The sequence below is a fragment of the Roseomonas sp. 18066 genome (genome assembly GCF_902706185.1).
Taxonomy (GTDB): domain Bacteria; phylum Pseudomonadota; class Alphaproteobacteria; order Acetobacterales; family Acetobacteraceae; genus Pseudoroseomonas.
Genome location: NZ_CACSJM010000133.1, coordinates 1 through 16,092 on the forward strand (window position 1 = coordinate 1; position 16,092 = coordinate 16,092).

The window sequence follows — 16,092 nt, forward strand, 5'->3', positions numbered from 1 at the left end:
CGGCGGCGCCGGCGGCAGGGGCGCGGATGGCGGGTCGGCCGGGTTCAACCGAAAAGAAAGGCGGAACAGAAGGTCGGTGCCGTGCAGCCAGGCGATGCCGGCCTCGATGTTCTCGCTGGCCCAGTGCAGGCCGAGATTGACCCGGCTGTCGGCCTCGCCGCGGAGATTGGCGCGGCGGGCGGGGTAGCCGCCGCGCTCGTCGCGCAGGGCATCGGCGCTCCATTCGATCTTGGCGCGGAAGCCGTCGACCTCGCCCCAGGGGGTGGGCAACGCCGGGATCGAATATTCGACGCCGAAAAACGGGGAGACGTCTTCGCCACGGAACAGGCCGGTCTGCAGGCTGCCGCCGCGGCCGACATCGCGCGGGCGGGTGCGGAAACGGCTGTCGCCGAGCGCCAGCGGGCTGGTCCATTCGCCCCCGGTGCCGAGGCGCCCCCAGCCCAGGCCGGCGGTCACGTCGAAGCCGTGCCAGCGCTTGGAGGCCACGATGTATTCGCCGGCATAGAGGCCGGTTCCGATGAAATCCTGCAGCCCGATGGCGATGGCGGGCCAGGTCTCGGTTTCTTCCACCAGGCGCAGCTTCAGGTCGAAGGCGCGGTCGGTGGTCATGCCACGGCCCGTGGTGCCGTCCAGGCGCTCGGTCAGGCGGAAGGTGGTCTCGAGGAAGGGCAGCGCCTGGAAGTTGAGGAACCAGAAGCGGCGCTGGTGGCGGAGCGCGCCGCCGAGCTCCAGCGTGCCGTCCTCGCGGAAGCGGGCGTTGCGCATCTCCAGCAGGCCGGCGCCGCCGAAATCGCTGCCGCTGGCCGGGATTTCCTCCGACCGCGCGGGCGTCGCCGCCAGCAGGGCGGCCATGGCCCACCCCAGCTTCCATCCCCCCCGCGGCATGATCCCCCCGGATCGATCATCACCACCGTGCAACGATGCTGACATGGGGCGAAAACAACCGCCAGGACAAAGCTCGGGCTCGCGGATGGACAATCGGGCGCGGCGGCCTTTGAATGCCGCGCCATGACCTTCTCCCTGATCGGCCGTTGCGCGCGCACCGGCCAGTTCGGCGCCGTGGCCACCACCTCGGGGCTGTCCATCGGCTCCCGCGTTCCTTTCCTGGCACCCAAGGTGGGCGGGGTGCTGACGCAGCACCGCACCGATCCGCGCCTGGGCCCGCGCGGGGTGGAGCTGCTGCGCAGCGGCTGCAGCGCGCAGGAGACGATCGCGGCGCTGGAGGCCAGCACGCCGTATCACGGCTATCGCCAGCTGGCCGCCATCGACGCCGCCGGGCGCACCGCGCATTTCCATGGCGCCCGGGTGAAGCCGGCGCATAACGACGCGCATGGGGCGGATTGCGTGGCCATCGGCAATATCCTGGTCAGCGACCAGATCCCTGCCGCGATGGTCGCCGCCTTCGTCGCCGAGCCGGAGCGGCCTTTGGGCGACCGCCTGATCGCCGCGCTGAAGGCGGGCGAGGATGCCGGGGGCGAGGGTCGGCCCCTGGTCTCCGCCGTGCTGCTGATCGTGCACGAGGAGAGTTTTCCCTATGCCGATCTGCGGATCGACAATGACGTTGACCCGATTGGGGCTTTGTCGCGGCTGTGGGATTTGTATTCGCCCAATCTGGATGAATACGTGTTGCGGGCCGTCGACCCCGACAATGCCCGCGGTGGCTAACTAACGGCGGGGTCCGGGGGGATACTATCCCCCCGGCGGGGGCTTGGGGGCGGCGCCCCCGAGCTTCACCGTGTCAGCGCACCGGTGATGCCCATCGCCCTTTGGGCGAAGGCGCGCTTGAGTTTCGGCATCCGGTCCACCGCCGCCATCCCCAGCCGCCGCGCCAGCCGCAGTGGCGGGAAGCGGTTGCCGAAGAGCTTTTCCAGCGCGTGGGTGGCGCCCATCATCACCAGGGCATCGGGCCGCCTTGCCGCCTGATACTGCGCCAGCAGCTCCGGCGAGCCCGGGTCCGCGGCCGTGCCCAGCAGCAGCTCGGCCAGCGCCGAGACATCCCGGAAGCCCAGGTTGAGCCCCTGCCCCGCGATCGGGTGGATGCCATGGGCGGCGTCGCCGATCAGCGCCAGGCGCGTGTCGGTGTAGCGCAGCGCGTGCATGGCCGAGAGCGGGTAGGACCAGCGGCGGCCGATCGGGGTGACCTTGCCCAGGTGGTCGCCCATGCGGCGCTGGATTTCCTTGCCGTAGTCCTCGTCGGAGAGGGCCAGCATGCGCTCGGCGATGCCGCGCTTCTCCGACCAGACGATGGCGGAGGCGTTGGGGTGCTCGGGCGTCGGCGCCAGGGGCAGCTGGGCGAAGGGGCCGTGCGGCAGGAAATGCTCCAGCGCCATCTGCTCATGCGGCAGCTCATGGGCCACCGCGCCGACCAGGCCGAGCTGGCCATAGTCATGGGTTGCGATGCCGATACCGGCCTGCTCGCGCAAGCGGCTGCGGCGGCCCTCGGCGGCGACGACCAGGCGGGCGCGGATCAGCTCGCCGGTGGAGAGGCGGATCTCGGCGCCCCCGGCCGTGCGGGTGACCTCGGCTTTCGCGGGGGCGCGGACGATCAGGTGGGCCAATGACCGCATCCGGGCGTTCAGCGCCATCCGCAGGGCGCGCGCCTCCACCATCCAGCCGAAGGCCTCGGTGCCAGATTCGGCGGCATCGAAATGCAGGCGCAGCGCGCTCGCCGCCTCGCCGGGCGCGCCGTCGGTGCAGCGGATGCGGGTGATCGGCCCGGGCGCCCAGGGCAGCAGGTCCCAGACGCCGGCCGCATCCAGCAGCCGCCGGCTGGACAGCGCGATGGCATAGGCGCGGCCGTCGAATTCCGGCAGCTCCATCGGCGGCAGCCCAGCGTGATCCACCACCGCGGTGGGCAGGCCGGCGCTGGCCAGGCGGGCGGCGAGCGTCGCCCCCACCGGGCCGGCGCCGATGATGCAGACCGCCACCTCGGTGACAGTCCCGGGGGTGACGGGCGGGGTCTCGGCGCGTTCGGTCATGCCGCCATTGTGGCGCCTGGAAGCATCCGCCGAAAGGCCGCGCGGGCAATGGGCGGCACTGCCTTAAATTTGAGCATTCATTCGGTGCAAGCGGGTGCAACCACGGCCATCGGCCCCTGCGGCGGCTGTGTAACCGCCTGTGGCACGGCGCTCGCATCAGAAGCGGCAGCTACGCGGAATGAACTCGAGGGGACCGCAGCGCATGAAGCTGGTGATGGCCGTCATCAAGCCTTTCAAGCTGGACGAGGTGCGCGAGGCGCTCACCCCGCTCGGCGTGCAGGGGCTGACCGTGACCGAGGTGAAGGGTTTTGGCCGGCAGAAGGGCCAGACCGAAATCTATCGGGGCGCGGAATACCATGTGTCCTTCCTGCCCAAGCTGAAGATCGAGGTGGCGGTGCCCGCCGACCTGGTCGACGCCGTGGTGGAAGCGATCGCGAGCACCGCCCGCACGGGCAAGATCGGCGACGGGAAGATCTTCGTGCTGGACGTGGAGCGCGCGCTGCGCATCCGCACCGGCGAGACCGACAGCTCGGCGCTGTGACGCCGCTGCCCCACGCAGAAGACGCCAACCAGAAGACAATGGAACCGAGGAATATGCGAATCCTGGCGCGCGGCGCGGCTGCGCTGCTCCCCACCCTGCTGATGGCGGCGCCCGCCTTCGCGCAGGAGGAAGCGACGGTGAATGCGGGCGACACCGCCTGGATGCTGACCAGCACCGCCCTGGTGCTGATGATGACCATCCCGGGCCTGGCGCTGTTCTATGCGGGCATGGTCCGCAAGAAGAACGTGCTGGCCACGATGATGCAGTCGTTCTTCCTGGCCGCGCTGTGCAGCGTGGTCTGGATGGTCGCCGGCTACTCCCTGGCCTTCGGCGAGGGCGGCGCCTATATCGGCGACCTGTCGAAGCTGTTCCTCTCGGGCATCGCCGAGAACTGGGACAAGCCCTTCACGCTGGGCAGCGGCGACGGCGCGGTGGCCTTCACGGTGCCTGAGACGATCTTCGTCATGTTCCAGATGACGTTCGCGATCATCACCCCGGCGCTGGCCACCGGCGCGGTCGCCGACCGCATGAAGTTCAGCGCGCTGGCGCTGTTCACCGTGCTGTGGTCGCTGCTGATCTACAGCCCGATCGCGCATTGGGTCTGGCACCCGAATGGCTGGATCTTCGCCCTCGGCGCGCTCGACTTCGCCGGCGGCACGGTGGTGCATATCAACGCGGGCGTCGCCGGCCTGGTCGCCGCCCTGGTGCTGGGCAAGCGCACCGGCCTCGGCACCGAGAACATGTCGCCGTTCAACCTGGGCCTGGCCGTCATCGGCGCCTCGCTGCTGTGGGTGGGCTGGTTCGGCTTCAACGCCGGCTCCGCCGCCGCCGCCGGTGGCCGCGCGGGCATGGCCATGCTGGTGACGCAGATCGCCGCCGCCGGCGCCACGCTGGCCTGGGTCGCGGTCGAGTGGATGACCAAGGGCAAGCCCTCGGTCCTCGGCGCCATCTCCGGCGCGGTGGCCGGCCTGGTCGCCATCACGCCGGCCGCCGGCTTCGTGCTGCCGGTGCCGGCGCTGGTGATCGGCCTGGTCGCGGGCCTGGCCGGCTTCTGGGGCGCCACCGCCCTGAAGCACTGGTGCGGCTACGATGACAGCCTGGACGCCTTCGGCGTGCATGGCATCTGCGGCATCGTCGGCGCGCTGCTGACCGGCGTCTTCGCCTATGGCCCGCTGTCGGCGACGCCGGCGGCCCCGGAAGGCATCGTCGGCTCCTTCGACCAGTTCCTGCTGCAGCTCTACGCGGTGGTCGCGACCTTCGTGTTCACGGCGATCGGCAGCTGGATCCTGCTGAAGGTGGTGGACCTGATCGTCGGCTTGCGGGTGACGGAAGAGGAAGAGCGCGAAGGCCTGGACGTGTCGCTGCACGGCGAGCGCATCAGCTGATTTTCTGCCGGACCGCCGTGTCCATGTGACAACGGCACGTGGAACGGACCATCGACAGCGCGACCTTCCCGGTCGCGCTGTTTTTGCATGCGCGTCCCGCCGCGATGCCCGGACGACGCGGCCATCGAAGCGCTGGCCTGCCACGGGCCGGTGACCAGGAAAAAGAAGGGGGGCGAGGGGAATTCATTCGCCTCGCCTGCCGCCGGCTTTCCCGACCCTGAAACCGCCTGCCCCTCCGCAGGTTACCGCCTTGTAACAGGACGGGGACGGAACCGATGGCCGCCGAAGCACCCGCGCTGAAGCGCGCCGTGGGCTTGCCGCTGCTGCTGATGTACGGCCTGGGCAGCATGCTCGGCGCCGGCATCTACGGCCTGGTGGGCGAGGCCGCCAAGCTGATGGGCAGCGCCATCTGGCTGGCCTTCCTGGTCAGCATGGCCGCGGCCCTGCTGACCGGCCTGTCCTATGCGACCATCGCCAGCCGCTATCCGCGCGCCGGCGGCGCGGCCTATGTCACCCAGCGCGCCTATCGCAGCCCGGCGCTGGCCTATCTGGTCGGGCTGGCGGTGGCGTGTTCCGGCCTGACCTCGATCGCCACGCAGTCCAATGTGGTCGCGCGCAACCTGCAGGCGGCCTTCGGGCTGGAGGGCATTCCGCCGTCCCTGCTGGCGCTGGGCTTCCTGCTCATCCTGGCGGGGATCCTGCTGCGCGGGATCAAGGAATCGCTCTGGGCCAATGCGGTCTGCACCGTGGTGGAGGCGGCAGGCCTGCTGCTGGTGATCGCGGTGGGCATTCCCTATTGGGGCTCGGCCGACCTGTTCGCCTGGCCGGAGGGCAGCGGCGAGGCCACCGGCACGGCGCTTCTGGTGTTCCAGGGCGCGGTGCTGACCTTCTTCTCCTTCATCGGCTTCGAGGACACGCTGAACCTGGCCGAGGAGGTGAAGGACCCCGAGCGCACCATGCCGATGGGGTTGATCCTGGCGATGCTGATCGCCACCGGCATCTACATGGCGATCTGCATCACCGCCGTCTCGGTGATCCCCTGGCAGGAGCTGGCGGCCGCCCCCGCCCCGCTGGCCGCGGTGGTCGAGAAGGCGGCGCCCTGGTTCCCCAAGATCGGCTTCATCGCCATCACCATCTTCGCCGTCGCCAACACCGCGCTGGTCAACTACGTCATGGCGTCGCGGCTGCTCTACGGCATGGCCAAGCAGGGGCTGCTGCCGGCGCCGCTGGCCCGCATCCATGCCGGGCGGCAGGTGCCCTATGTGGCCATCCTGGCGCTGCTGGCGGTGGTGATGGGGCTGTCGCTGCTGGGCGATGTGGCGGCGCTGGCGGCGGCGACGGTGCTGCTGCTGCTGTTCGTCTTCGCCATCGTCAACGGCGCCCTGGTGCTGCTGATCCGCCGCCCGGGCGAGCCGCAGGGCCGCTTCGCCCTGCCCTGGATCGTGCCGGCCTTCGGCGCCGTGGTCTGCCTGGCGCTGATCGTGGTGCGGGTGGCCAGCGGCAACCTGACCGCGCCGCTGATCGCCCTCGGCCTGCTGGCGGGGATTGTCCTGCTGTATGTCGCCACGCGGAAGCGGGGCGACGACGCGATGGACCGCTTCGTCAAGAGCGATGCGCTGTCGTAGCATCATGGCGCCGGAACCGGGAGCGCGTGCTGCGAGGGTGGAAATTCAACAGCCGAGGCTCGCTTTGGGGTCACGAATGTGTGAAATTCCCACTGCTTCTGGCCGCGGTCCAGCCCCGCTAGTTCTGCGCACCCGGCGGAGCACGCAACTCGCCGGCGGCCGAGCGGACGGGACAGTACGGGCAGCATCGCCGCCGGGCATGGGCAAGCGGAACCGCTTGCCCGGCCCGCCAGGAGTGCTGCGGGGAGAATGGGACAGGATGACGGACGATCGTCCGCAGCATGCCGTTGCGGCACGCCAAGCGACAGCCGCGACCCGGCACGGCGATATCTTCTACATGGTCGAGGATGATCCGATCGGCAAATGCCTGACCCGCTACGGGGAATGGGCCGAGGCGGAGATCGGCCTGTTGTCGAGCTTCCTCGGCCTGGGCAGCACCGTCGTGGATATCGGCGCCAATGTCGGGACCCACAGCATCGCCTTCGCCCGGCGCGTGGGGCCGCATGGCCGCGTCCTCTCCTTCGAGCCGCAGCCCAAGCTGCATGACCTGCTGCGCCAGAGCCTGGCCGCCAACGGGCTGACCCAGGTCGAGCTGCAGCGCGCCGGCATCGGCGCCGAGGCCGGGGAGATGCGCCTGCCCGCCATCGACTACGGCGTGCCGGTGAATTCCGGCGGCGTGCGCCTGCTGCCGGCGGAGGCCGCGCCCGGGGGCGAGGTGGTTCCCATCCTGACGCTCGATTCGCTGGCCCTGCCGGCCTGCGCCCTGGTCAAGGCGGATGTCGAGGGGATGGAGGATGCCGTTCTCTTCGGCATGCGCGACACCATCGCGCGGCTGATGCCGATCATGTTCCTGGAATGCAACACCGTCGCCGCCGCGGCCGCCATCCTGCAGGCGCGCGACTGGTCCGGCTATCACCTGTTCCTGCTGCGGACCACGGTGTTCAACCCGGACAACTTCAACGGCAATGCCGACAATTTCCTCGGCTTCGCGGCCGAGACCGGGCTGCTCTGCCTGCCGCCGGCCGCGATGCCGCTGCTGCCGGCACGGTCCGACCGGGCGCAGGCGATCCCGGTGCAGACGCTGGACGACGTCGCCGCAGCGTTGCTGGCCACGCCACGCTACGGCGACCCGCTGCCCTATAGCCGGGATCCCGCGCAGCTCGGCACGGCGCTGCAGGCCGCCGAGCAGCAGGCGCGCCAGGCCCGGTCCGCCCTGGAAACCGCCGTGACGGATGCCGCCGCCACCACCGAGGCGGAGCGTGACCGCCTGGCGCTTCGCTGCCTGAGCCTCGAGGCGCAGCTCGACGCCCTGCTGGCCGGCTCGCAGGGCGGAGCGATGCCCCGGCCGACCGCCCAGGGCGGGCATCAGGGGCTGATGGATGCGCTGGCCGAGGTGGAGATGCTGCGCAGCTCGACCTCCTGGCGCATCACGGCCCCGCTGCGCCGCGCCGTGGATGTGGCGCGCCGCTTGAGGCGCGGTGGCTGATGGCCGTGAGTTCGCTGGAAGTCACCGCGCCCGGGATCTCGGCTGAGGACCTCCTCCTGGTCACCCGCAGCGGCCTGTTCGATCCGGCGCATTACCGCCTGCAATGCTCGCCCGGAACGCTCGAGGGCCACGATCCGGTCGCGCATTATCTCGCCCAGGGCTGGCGCCAGGGCCTCGACCCCAGCCAGGGCTTCGCCACCGCCTTCTACCTCGAGCGCAATCCGGATGTGGCGCGCTCGGGGATGAACCCGCTGCTGCACTATCTGCACGCCGGGCGCGAGGAGGGGCGCGCGCCGCTGTCGCCCGACCGCGAGCGGCAGCTGGCCGCGGCCGACTGCATCGACCCGCCCCGCGCGCCGGACGCCGCCGAGGCGGCGGCGCTCGACGCCAGCTGGCAGCCGGACCCGCGCAGCCCCGTCGTCGATGTCATCGTCCCGGTCTATGCCGGCTACGACGAGACGATGCGCTGCCTGCATTCGGTGCTGGCAGCGCCGCAGCGCACGCCTTTCCGGCTGCTGGTGGTGGACGACCACGGGCCCGAGCCCGCGCTGCGCGAGGCGCTGCGGCGGCTGGCGGCGCGCGGCATGATCGAGCTGCACGAGACGCCGCAGAATCTCGGCTTCGTCGGCGCCTGCAACCTCGGCATGGCGCTGCACCCCGAGCGGGACGTGCTGCTGCTCAATTCGGATACCGAGGTGCATAATGACTGGCTGGACCGCATCCACGCCGCCGCCTGGCGGCGGGCGGATACCGGAACGGTCACGCCCTTTTCCAACAATGCGGAAATTTTCAGCTATCCCCGCGCCAACCGGGACAACTGGCTGCGCCTCGGGCTCAGCGATGCCGAGCTCGACCGCCTGGCGGCCCGCGCCAATCCGGGCGGCGAGGTCGAGGTGCCGACCGGCGTCGGCTTCTGCATGTATGTGCGCCGCGACTGCCTGGCGGCGATCGGCCTGCTGGACCGGGAAAACTTCGGCAAGGGCTACGGCGAGGAAAACGACCTCTGCCGCCGCGCCGCCGATGCCGGCTGGCGCAACATCCTGGCCGCGGATGTGTTTGTCCGACATCACGGCGCCGCCTCCTTCGGCGCCAGCAAGACGGCCCGCGTCGAGGCGGCCGTGCGCAAGGTCGAGGAACTGCATCCGGGCTATGGCCGCATGATCTCAGACTTTGTCGCCCGCAACCCGATGCAACCGTATCGCGAGGCGCTGGACCTGGCGCGCATGGCCTCCCGGTCCGGCGGGGGCAGCATCCTGATGGTGACCCATCACTGGGGCGGCGGCACCGAGCGGCATGTGCAGGACCTGTCCACCCTGCTCGAGGCCGAGGGCGTCGCCACCTTCGTCGCCCGCCCGCTGAAGCGCTTTCCCGGCTACCTGACGATCGACGACCCGCGCGGGCGGGAGATGGTCAACCTGCAGCCCTACGACGTGGCGCGCGACCTGCGGCGCTTCAGCGACACCCTGCGCCAGCTGAACGTCCGGCTGGTGCATCTGCACCACCTGGCCGGCATGGCCGATGCCACGGGGGATTTCATCCGCCTGGCCTGCGCCATGGCGGGGGTGCCCTATGACATCACCCTGCACGACTACATGACGGCCTGCCCGCGCATCACCATGATCGACCGGGGCGGCGTCTATTGCGGCGAGCCGGCGCTGGAAAGCTGCGAGCGCTGCATCGCGCAGGACGGCTCGCCCTTCGGCCATCCCTCGGTCTGGGAGTGGCGCGAGAGGCATGGGCGGCTGCTGCAGGCGGCGCGCCATCGCTACGTGCCGGACGAGGATGTGGCGGAGCGGCTGCGGCGCCACTTCGCCGGCCAGGCCTTCACCGTCAGGCCACATCCGGAGCCCGCGCTGGACCTGGCCGCCGCCCCCGCGGAGACGGCCGCCGCGTCGATCCCGAAAGGCGCCGCCGAGCTTTCCCGCCATGTCGTGGTGATCGGCGCGATCGGGCCGCACAAGGGGTCGGCGCTGCTGCTCGACTTGGCGCGGCGGGCGCAGCGCCGGGCCCTGCCGCTGCGCTTCACCATCCTCGGCTATACCGACCGGGACGCCGACTTCCGCGCCATCGGCAATGTCACCATCACCGGGGCCTATGAGGAGGTCGAGCTCGCCGAGCGCCTGGCCAGGCTGGCGCCCGACCTCGCCTTCTTCCCCGCCGTCTGGCCCGAGACCTATTCCTACACCCTGTCCGCGGCTCTCGCCGCCGGGGTCTATCCCGTGGCCTTCGGCCTGGGCGCCATCGCCCGGCGCCTGAAGACGCTGGACTGGGGCCAGCTGCTGCCGATGACCGCGATGCTCCGCCCCGATGTGGTGCTGGATGCGCTGCTGGACTGCGAGACGCAGCCCCTGTCGCGCGAGTCCCAGGCCATCGTGGCGGCGGGCCTCGCCTATCCGGGGATCATGGCCAGCTATTACGGGCTGGCCGACCCCGCCGAACGGGCCGGAACGGAGGCCTTGCTCGCCGCCCATTGAGCGGCCGGGCGGATGGCTATCCTGGGGCTCCTGTCCTGACCCAGACCTGCTCGGTGACCATCCTGCCCCACTGGTCGCCCTGGAATTCTTCGGCCAGAGAAAAACCCGCGGCCTCGTAGAGGCGGCGGGCGGCTTCCAGCCCGCGCAGGGTCCAGAGACGGGTTTCCGAGAACCCCTGGGCGTCGACGAAGGCCAGGGCCTCGGCGAGCAGGCGCTGGCCGGTGCCGGCGCCGCGGCCGCCCTCCTGCAGGATGAACCAGCGCAGATGGGCGCGGCCCTCGCCCAGATCCTCGCCATCGATGGCGATGCCGCCCAGCGCCTCTGGCTGGCCGGGCTGCCAGGCGCCCCAGAGCTGGCTTTTCGCCGATCCCAGCCGGCCGCAGAAATCCGCCATGCCGCGGCCGACGGTGCTCTCGAAGGCGGCGCCGAAGCCGTGGTGGCGCGCATAGAAGCCCGCCTGCAGCGACAGCATCCGCGCCAGCAGCCCGGGCTGCCAGCCGGGCCGGATCTCGACCGGCGCCGGCTGGTGGCGATGCGCGCCCAGCGCCTCGGCGTAATCGGACAGGCCGCGATGGACGGTCGCGCCGGCGCCTTCCGGCAGGCGGGCCAGCGCGGCGCCGACCTGGCGGCGGGCGAAGCCGTGGATCGCCTCCAGCCGGGCGGCGCCGTCGGGCGTCACCGCCAGAAACTTGGCGCGGGCATCGCCGGGGTCGGGGGTCTCGGCCACCAGCCCGGCCTCGACCAGCTTGCGCAGCATGCGGCTGACGCTCGACTTCTCCAGCCCCAGCAGCGTGCCCAGGCGGTTGGCGGTCAGGCCCTCGCTCTGGCCGAGCTCGATCAAAGCATGCACCGCCGAGGGCGGCAGCTCGGTGCCGGCCAGGCCCGGGCGCAGGAAGCCGAGTTCGCGCACCAGCTGGCGGGAGGCGGCGCGAATCGGTTCGATGAGCGGGTCCAAGGGCGTTCCTCCGCGGCAATTGGTTGCTTCATACAACCAATAACCCAAAGAGAAAATCAGAAAGAATCACGCAGCTGCGGGTTGTCGAAGACCGGCTCGCGGTAGCGGCGCAGCACCTCGCGCAGGGTCTCGGCCAGTTCCTGCTGCTCCACCTCGGACAGGAAGCGGCCGATGGCGACGCGGCGGCCGCGCTGCGCCAGGCACAGCCCCAGCCGCTCATGCCATTCGACGCGGGTCCAATAGGGGTCGAGGGCGGCGTCCTCCCGCCTTCCGCGGGCATCGACCCGGCGGACGCGGATGCGGCCGGCGGTCAGCGACACCACCTCCCGCGCGCGGGCCGAGGCGCGGTGGTGCAGCACGACCAGCCCGAGCACGCCGAGGATTTCCAGCCCCAGGAAGGGCACCACCGGCCAGGCGCCCAGCGCCAGGAAGACCACGCCGCCGCCGACCGCCCAGGCGATCGCCAGGCCCGCCAGCAGGAAGAAGCCGCGCGGGCGGAAGCTGCGATGCGGGGTGCTGACCGCCTCGAAGAGGATGGGTTCCGGCTGGAGCGCTGGCTCTGGCGGCATCGCCGGGTAACATAGGCCGCCGCCCTGCCCGGCGACGGTGTTTTTTCGGATGCCCCTGCCATGCGCCGAGTGACGTGATGAAGCCGCCTCGTAAATCGACCCTGAAGTCCCCTGCCGCGCTGCCCCCGGCTGGCATGCCCGACCCGGTGCCCGCGGCGCCGAAGCGGAGCCGCGTGGCGAAGAAGCCGCTGCACGGCACCGCCGAGGCGCCGCGCCGCGCCCGGCGGATGAACGCGCAGCAGGCGGCGGCCTTCGTCCGCGCCCTGGCGGCGGCGAATCCGGCGCCGGAGACCGAGCTCGACTTCTCCTCGCCCTACACGCTGCTGGTGGCGGTGGCGCTGTCGGCGCAGGCGACCGATGTCTCGGTCAACAAGGCCACGGCCACGCTGTTCCCCGCCGCCGACACGCCGGAGAAAATGGTGGCGCTGGGCGAGGAGGGGGTCGCCGGGCACATCCGCCGCATCGGGTTGTGGAAGTCGAAGGCCAAGAACGTCGTCGCGCTGTCGCGGCTGCTGATCGAGCGGCATGCCAGCGAGGTGCCCGCCGACCGCGCCGCGCTGGAGGCGCTGCCCGGCGTCGGGCGGAAGACCGCCAACGTGGTGTTGAACGTGGCCTTCGGCGAGGAGGCGATGGCGGTCGACACCCATATCTTCCGCTTGGGCAACCGCACGGGCCTGGCCCCCGGCCGCACGCCGCGGGCGGTCGAGGATGCGCTGATGCAGCGGGTGCCGGCCGAGCTGCTGCGCGACGCGCATCACTGGCTGATCCTGCACGGGCGCTATATCTGCAAGGCCCGCGCCCCGGAATGCTGGCATTGCGTGGCCCGCGAGCTGTGCAATTACGGCGACAAGGTGCTCTGGCCGCCGGCCCGGTAGCCTGCCCGGCGCCCCTGACGAAAATGCAGGCCGGACAGGGGAATTGCGCGGTTGCAGCATGCGGGGCCAAAGCCTTATGTGACGCGCATGATCCGGCTTCCCGCTCCCCTGCTGTCGCTCGGCGTCGCGTTCGGCCTGATGGCCGGCCTCGCCGCCCCTGCCCATGCCCAGCAGCGCCCGCAGGCGCTCGGCACCTTCCAGGAATGGACGGCGGCGACCTATATGGAGGGGGGCCGCAAGGTCTGCTACGCCTTCGCCCGCGCCACCAAGTCGGAAGGCGCCGGCTCGCGCCAGAACGTCATGCTGACGGTGACCCACCGCCCGCAGGGCCGCGACCAGGTCGCGCTGCGCGCCGGCTACGCCTATGCCCGCAACGCCGATGTTTCGCTGACCATCGGCGGCACCGAGCTCGAGCTCTACACCGCCCAGGACAATGCCTTCGCCCGCGACGGCGCCAAGGCGGTGGCCACCTTCCGTGGCGGCGCGCAGGCGGTGGCCAAGGGCCAGGGGCCGCAGGGCCGCGGCACGGCGACCGACACCTTCTCGCTGTCGGGCTTCAGCGCCGCCTATGACGCCATCAGCAAGGAATGCCCGGCCAATCGCCGGTAATATGGGCCGCCGCTAAAGGCCGAAGACCGGTCCAGGGACGTTTTCAGGAAGCCATGAACCAGATCAGCCCCGCCGCCGCGACGGTCGCCGGCCCGGACCTCAACGAGGCCGAGCGCGCCCGCATCCTGGCCAAGGCCGCGCTGTTCGCGCCGCCGCCGGCGACCCTGCCGGACGGGCGGCGGGAGCTGGTCGGGCTGTCGCGCGAGGAGCTGATCGCCGAGATGGTGGCGATCGGCGAGAAGGCCTTCCGCGCCAAGCAGCTGTGGCACTGGATCTACCACCAGGGCGCCACCGACTTCTCGAAGATGTCGACCATCGCGCGCCCGCTGCAGAACAAGCTGGCCGAGCGCTTCGTCATCGGCCGCCCGGGCGTCAACCTGGAGCAGACCAGCACCGACGGCACGCGGAAATGGCTGTTCGGCTTCCGCGACAACCAGCAGGTCGAGACCGTCTATATCCCCGACCCGGAGGAGGATCGCGGCGCCGTCTGCATCTCCACCCAGGTCGGCTGCACCCTGTCCTGCAAGTTCTGCCACACCGGCACGCAGAAGCTGGTGCGCAACCTGGGTGCCGCCGAGATCGTCGGCCAGTTCATGGCGGCGCGCGATTCCTACGGCGAATGGCCGAGCCCGACCGACGGCACGCCGCGGCTGCTCTCGACCATCGTCATCATGGGCATGGGCGAGCCGCTCTATAACTACGAGAACGTCGCCAAGGCGATGCGCATCATCATGGATGGCGAGGGCATCGGCCTGTCGCGCCGGCGCATCACCCTGTCGACCTCCGGCGTGGTGCCGATGATGGACCGCTGCGGCGAGGAGCTGGGCGTGGGCCTGGCGATCTCGCTGCATGCGGTGCGCGACGATATCCGCGACGAGATCGTGCCGCTGAACCGGAAATACCCGATCGCCGAGCTGCTGGACGCCTGCCGCCGCTATCCCGGCGCCTCGAATGCCCGGCGGATCACCTTCGAATACGTCATGCTGAAGGGCGTCAACGATTCTGAGGCCGATGCGCGGGAGCTGGTCCGCCTGCTGCAGGGCATCCCGGCCAAGGTCAACCTGATCCCCTTCAACCCCTGGCCCGGCAGCCCCTACGAGACCTCCTCCAACAACGCGATCCACCGCTTCGCGCGGATCGTGCAGGATGCCGGCTATGCCTCGCCGATCCGCACCCCGCGCGGGCGCGACATCCTGGCCGCCTGCGGCCAGCTGAAGACCGAGAGCGAGCGCGTCCGCCGCGACCGCCCCAATTCGGGGGCGACCCGCGACGCCCCGGCGCTCGCCGCGCATCTCAAACCCGCGGCCGACGCAGCGTGAGGCAGGGGGCGTGAGGCGCGGCGGCGGGACTTCCACCCGGGACGGCTGTCACAGCCGCCGGGGGGCCTGATGAACGCCCCCGCCGCCACCGACCAATCCGCCGTCAAGATCCTGCCCCTGCTGGCGGCCGCCGCCTTCGCCACCGGCTGCGGCATGCGGCTGCTCGACCCCGTCCTGCCGCTGATCGCCGCCGAGCTGCGCGTCACGGTGGCCGAGGTCGCCATCCTGATCACCGCCTTCGCCCTGCCTTACGGCCTGTGCCAGGTGATCCTGGGCCCGCTCGGCGACCGCTTCGGCAAGCTGCGCGTGCTGACCATCGGCCTGACCCTCTACGGGCTGATGATGGCGGCCTGCGCCCTGGCCGGGGCGATGACGCCGCTGATCGCGCTGCGGGCGGCGACCGGCGCCGCCGGGGGTGCGATCATCCCGCTGGCCATGGCCTGGATCGGCGACAATGTTCCCTATGCCCAGCGCCAGGCGACGCTCAGCCGCTTCATGACCGGCATGGTGATGGCGCAGCTGCTGACCGGCCCGATCTCCGGCAGCATCGGCCAGGTCTTCGGCTGGCGCGCCGTCTTCGTGCTGGTGGGCGGGGTGGCGCTGGCGGCGGCGGGGGCCATCGTCTTCAAGCTGGGCCGCCGGCTGTGGCAGACCAGCGTCGCCGGCACCTCGGGCTCGGGCTTCGCCAATTACGCGCTGCTGCTGCGGCGGCAGACCGGGCGGCGGCTGCTGCTGGCGGCCTTCCTGGACGGGCTGCTGCTGTTCGGCGGCGCTTTTCCCTTCATCGGCTCCTACCTCATCGAAGGCTTCCATCTCGAGCCCTGGCATGCCGGGCTGGTGGTGGCGGGCTTCGGGCTGGGGTCGCTGCTCTATACCCGCATCGCCCGCCTGCTGATCCCGCGGCTGGGCGAGGCGATGATGGCGCTGCTCGGCGGGCTGCTGGTCGCGCTGTCCCTGATGCTGCTGGCCATCGCCCCCAGCTGGCACGTGGTCGCGGTGATCCAGGCGGTCACCGGCCTGTTCTTCTTCATGTTCCACGGGGTGCTGCAGGCCCGGGCGACGGAAGCGCTGCCGGAGGCGCGGGCCACCTCGGTCTCGGCCTTCGCCATGGCGCTGTTCCTCGGCCAGGGCATCGGCTCGGTCTGCTTCGGCGCGCTGCTGGCCCGCGGCGGCTATGGGCTCGCCTTCGGCCTGGCCGGGCTGGGCATGGTGGCGCTCAGCCTCTGGTGCCGCCTGGCCGTCACCGCGCCGCGCCCCGCCACCGCCTGACCCCCCC

The 16,092-nt window shown here is 71.1% G+C and carries 14 protein-coding genes; 10 read left to right on the forward strand and 4 right to left on the reverse strand.

Going from position 1 to position 16,092, the window contains the following annotated elements; all coding sequences use genetic code 11:
• A partial coding sequence (locus tag GVN67_RS22440) for a YjbH domain-containing protein (RefSeq protein ID WP_235035423.1) occupies window positions 1-852 on the reverse strand: 852 nt, incomplete at its 3' end.
• Window positions 853-1,008: 156 nt separating this feature from the next.
• Between GVN67_RS22440 and GVN67_RS22445 the strand changes: the two genes are divergently transcribed.
• Entirely contained in the window at window positions 1,009-1,665 is a 657-nt protein-coding gene (locus GVN67_RS22445) for a DUF1028 domain-containing protein (protein WP_159999564.1), read from the forward strand.
• A 65-nt stretch (window positions 1,666-1,730) separates the two neighbouring features.
• Here the strand turns inward: GVN67_RS22445 and GVN67_RS22450 are convergent, their stop codons facing one another.
• A complete protein-coding gene (locus GVN67_RS22450) occupies window positions 1,731-2,978 on the reverse strand; it encodes a UbiH/UbiF/VisC/COQ6 family ubiquinone biosynthesis hydroxylase (RefSeq protein WP_159999565.1) in 1,248 nt (415 codons plus the stop codon).
• 202 nt (window positions 2,979-3,180) lie between these two features.
• Here GVN67_RS22450 and GVN67_RS22455 point away from each other — a divergent pair, with 202 nt between their 5' ends.
• The 5 genes from GVN67_RS22455 (at window position 3,181) to GVN67_RS22475 (ending at window position 10,489) form a co-directional block, all read left to right on the forward strand.
• A complete protein-coding gene (locus GVN67_RS22455) occupies window positions 3,181-3,519 on the forward strand; it encodes a P-II family nitrogen regulator (protein WP_159999566.1) in 339 nt (112 codons plus the stop codon).
• Between the two features lie 53 nt (window positions 3,520-3,572).
• The gene (locus GVN67_RS22460; protein WP_159999567.1) at window positions 3,573-4,904 is read left to right on the forward strand and encodes an ammonium transporter; all 1,332 of its coding nucleotides are present in this window, start codon (window positions 3,573-3,575) and stop codon (window positions 4,902-4,904) included.
• Between the two features lie 275 nt (window positions 4,905-5,179).
• Window positions 5,180-6,529 (forward strand): APC family permease, encoded by a 1,350-nt coding sequence (locus GVN67_RS22465; RefSeq protein ID WP_159999568.1) that lies wholly within the window; start codon window positions 5,180-5,182, stop codon window positions 6,527-6,529.
• Between the two features lie 259 nt (window positions 6,530-6,788).
• Window positions 6,789-8,015: an FkbM family methyltransferase gene (locus GVN67_RS22470; RefSeq protein ID WP_159999569.1), complete on the forward strand. Its 1,227-nt coding sequence runs from the start codon at window positions 6,789-6,791 to the stop codon at window positions 8,013-8,015.
• Entirely contained in the window at window positions 8,015-10,489 is a 2,475-nt protein-coding gene (locus GVN67_RS22475; protein ID WP_159999570.1) for a glycosyltransferase, read from the forward strand. Before GVN67_RS22470 ends, GVN67_RS22475 begins: the two co-directional genes overlap by 1 nt.
• A gap of 16 nt (window positions 10,490-10,505) precedes the next feature.
• Here GVN67_RS22475 and GVN67_RS22480 read toward each other — a convergent pair whose 3' ends face one another.
• Together GVN67_RS22480 and GVN67_RS22485 are read right to left on the reverse strand one after the other, a co-directional pair.
• Window positions 10,506-11,444 (reverse strand): helix-turn-helix domain-containing GNAT family N-acetyltransferase, encoded by a 939-nt coding sequence (locus GVN67_RS22480; RefSeq protein WP_235035424.1) that lies wholly within the window; start codon window positions 11,442-11,444, stop codon window positions 10,506-10,508.
• A 56-nt stretch (window positions 11,445-11,500) separates the two neighbouring features.
• Window positions 11,501-12,013: a DUF2244 domain-containing protein gene (locus GVN67_RS22485; RefSeq protein WP_159999571.1), complete on the reverse strand. Its 513-nt coding sequence runs from the start codon at window positions 12,011-12,013 to the stop codon at window positions 11,501-11,503.
• A gap of 227 nt (window positions 12,014-12,240) precedes the next feature.
• Here GVN67_RS22485 and nth point away from each other — a divergent pair, with 227 nt between their 5' ends.
• The 4 genes from nth (at window position 12,241) to GVN67_RS22505 (ending at window position 16,085) form a co-directional block, all read left to right on the forward strand.
• A complete protein-coding gene (gene nth, locus GVN67_RS22490) occupies window positions 12,241-12,888 on the forward strand; it encodes an endonuclease III (protein ID WP_159999576.1) in 648 nt (215 codons plus the stop codon).
• Window positions 12,889-12,975: 87 nt separating this feature from the next.
• Entirely contained in the window at window positions 12,976-13,497 is a 522-nt protein-coding gene (locus GVN67_RS22495) for an invasion associated locus B family protein (protein ID WP_159999572.1), read from the forward strand.
• A 53-nt stretch (window positions 13,498-13,550) separates the two neighbouring features.
• A complete protein-coding gene (rlmN, locus tag GVN67_RS22500; protein ID WP_159999573.1) occupies window positions 13,551-14,816 on the forward strand; it encodes a 23S rRNA (adenine(2503)-C(2))-methyltransferase RlmN in 1,266 nt (421 codons plus the stop codon).
• A 69-nt stretch (window positions 14,817-14,885) separates the two neighbouring features.
• Window positions 14,886-16,085 (forward strand): MFS transporter, encoded by a 1,200-nt coding sequence (locus GVN67_RS22505; protein WP_159999574.1) that lies wholly within the window; start codon window positions 14,886-14,888, stop codon window positions 16,083-16,085.
• The last annotated feature ends 7 nt before the right edge of the window (window positions 16,086-16,092 follow it).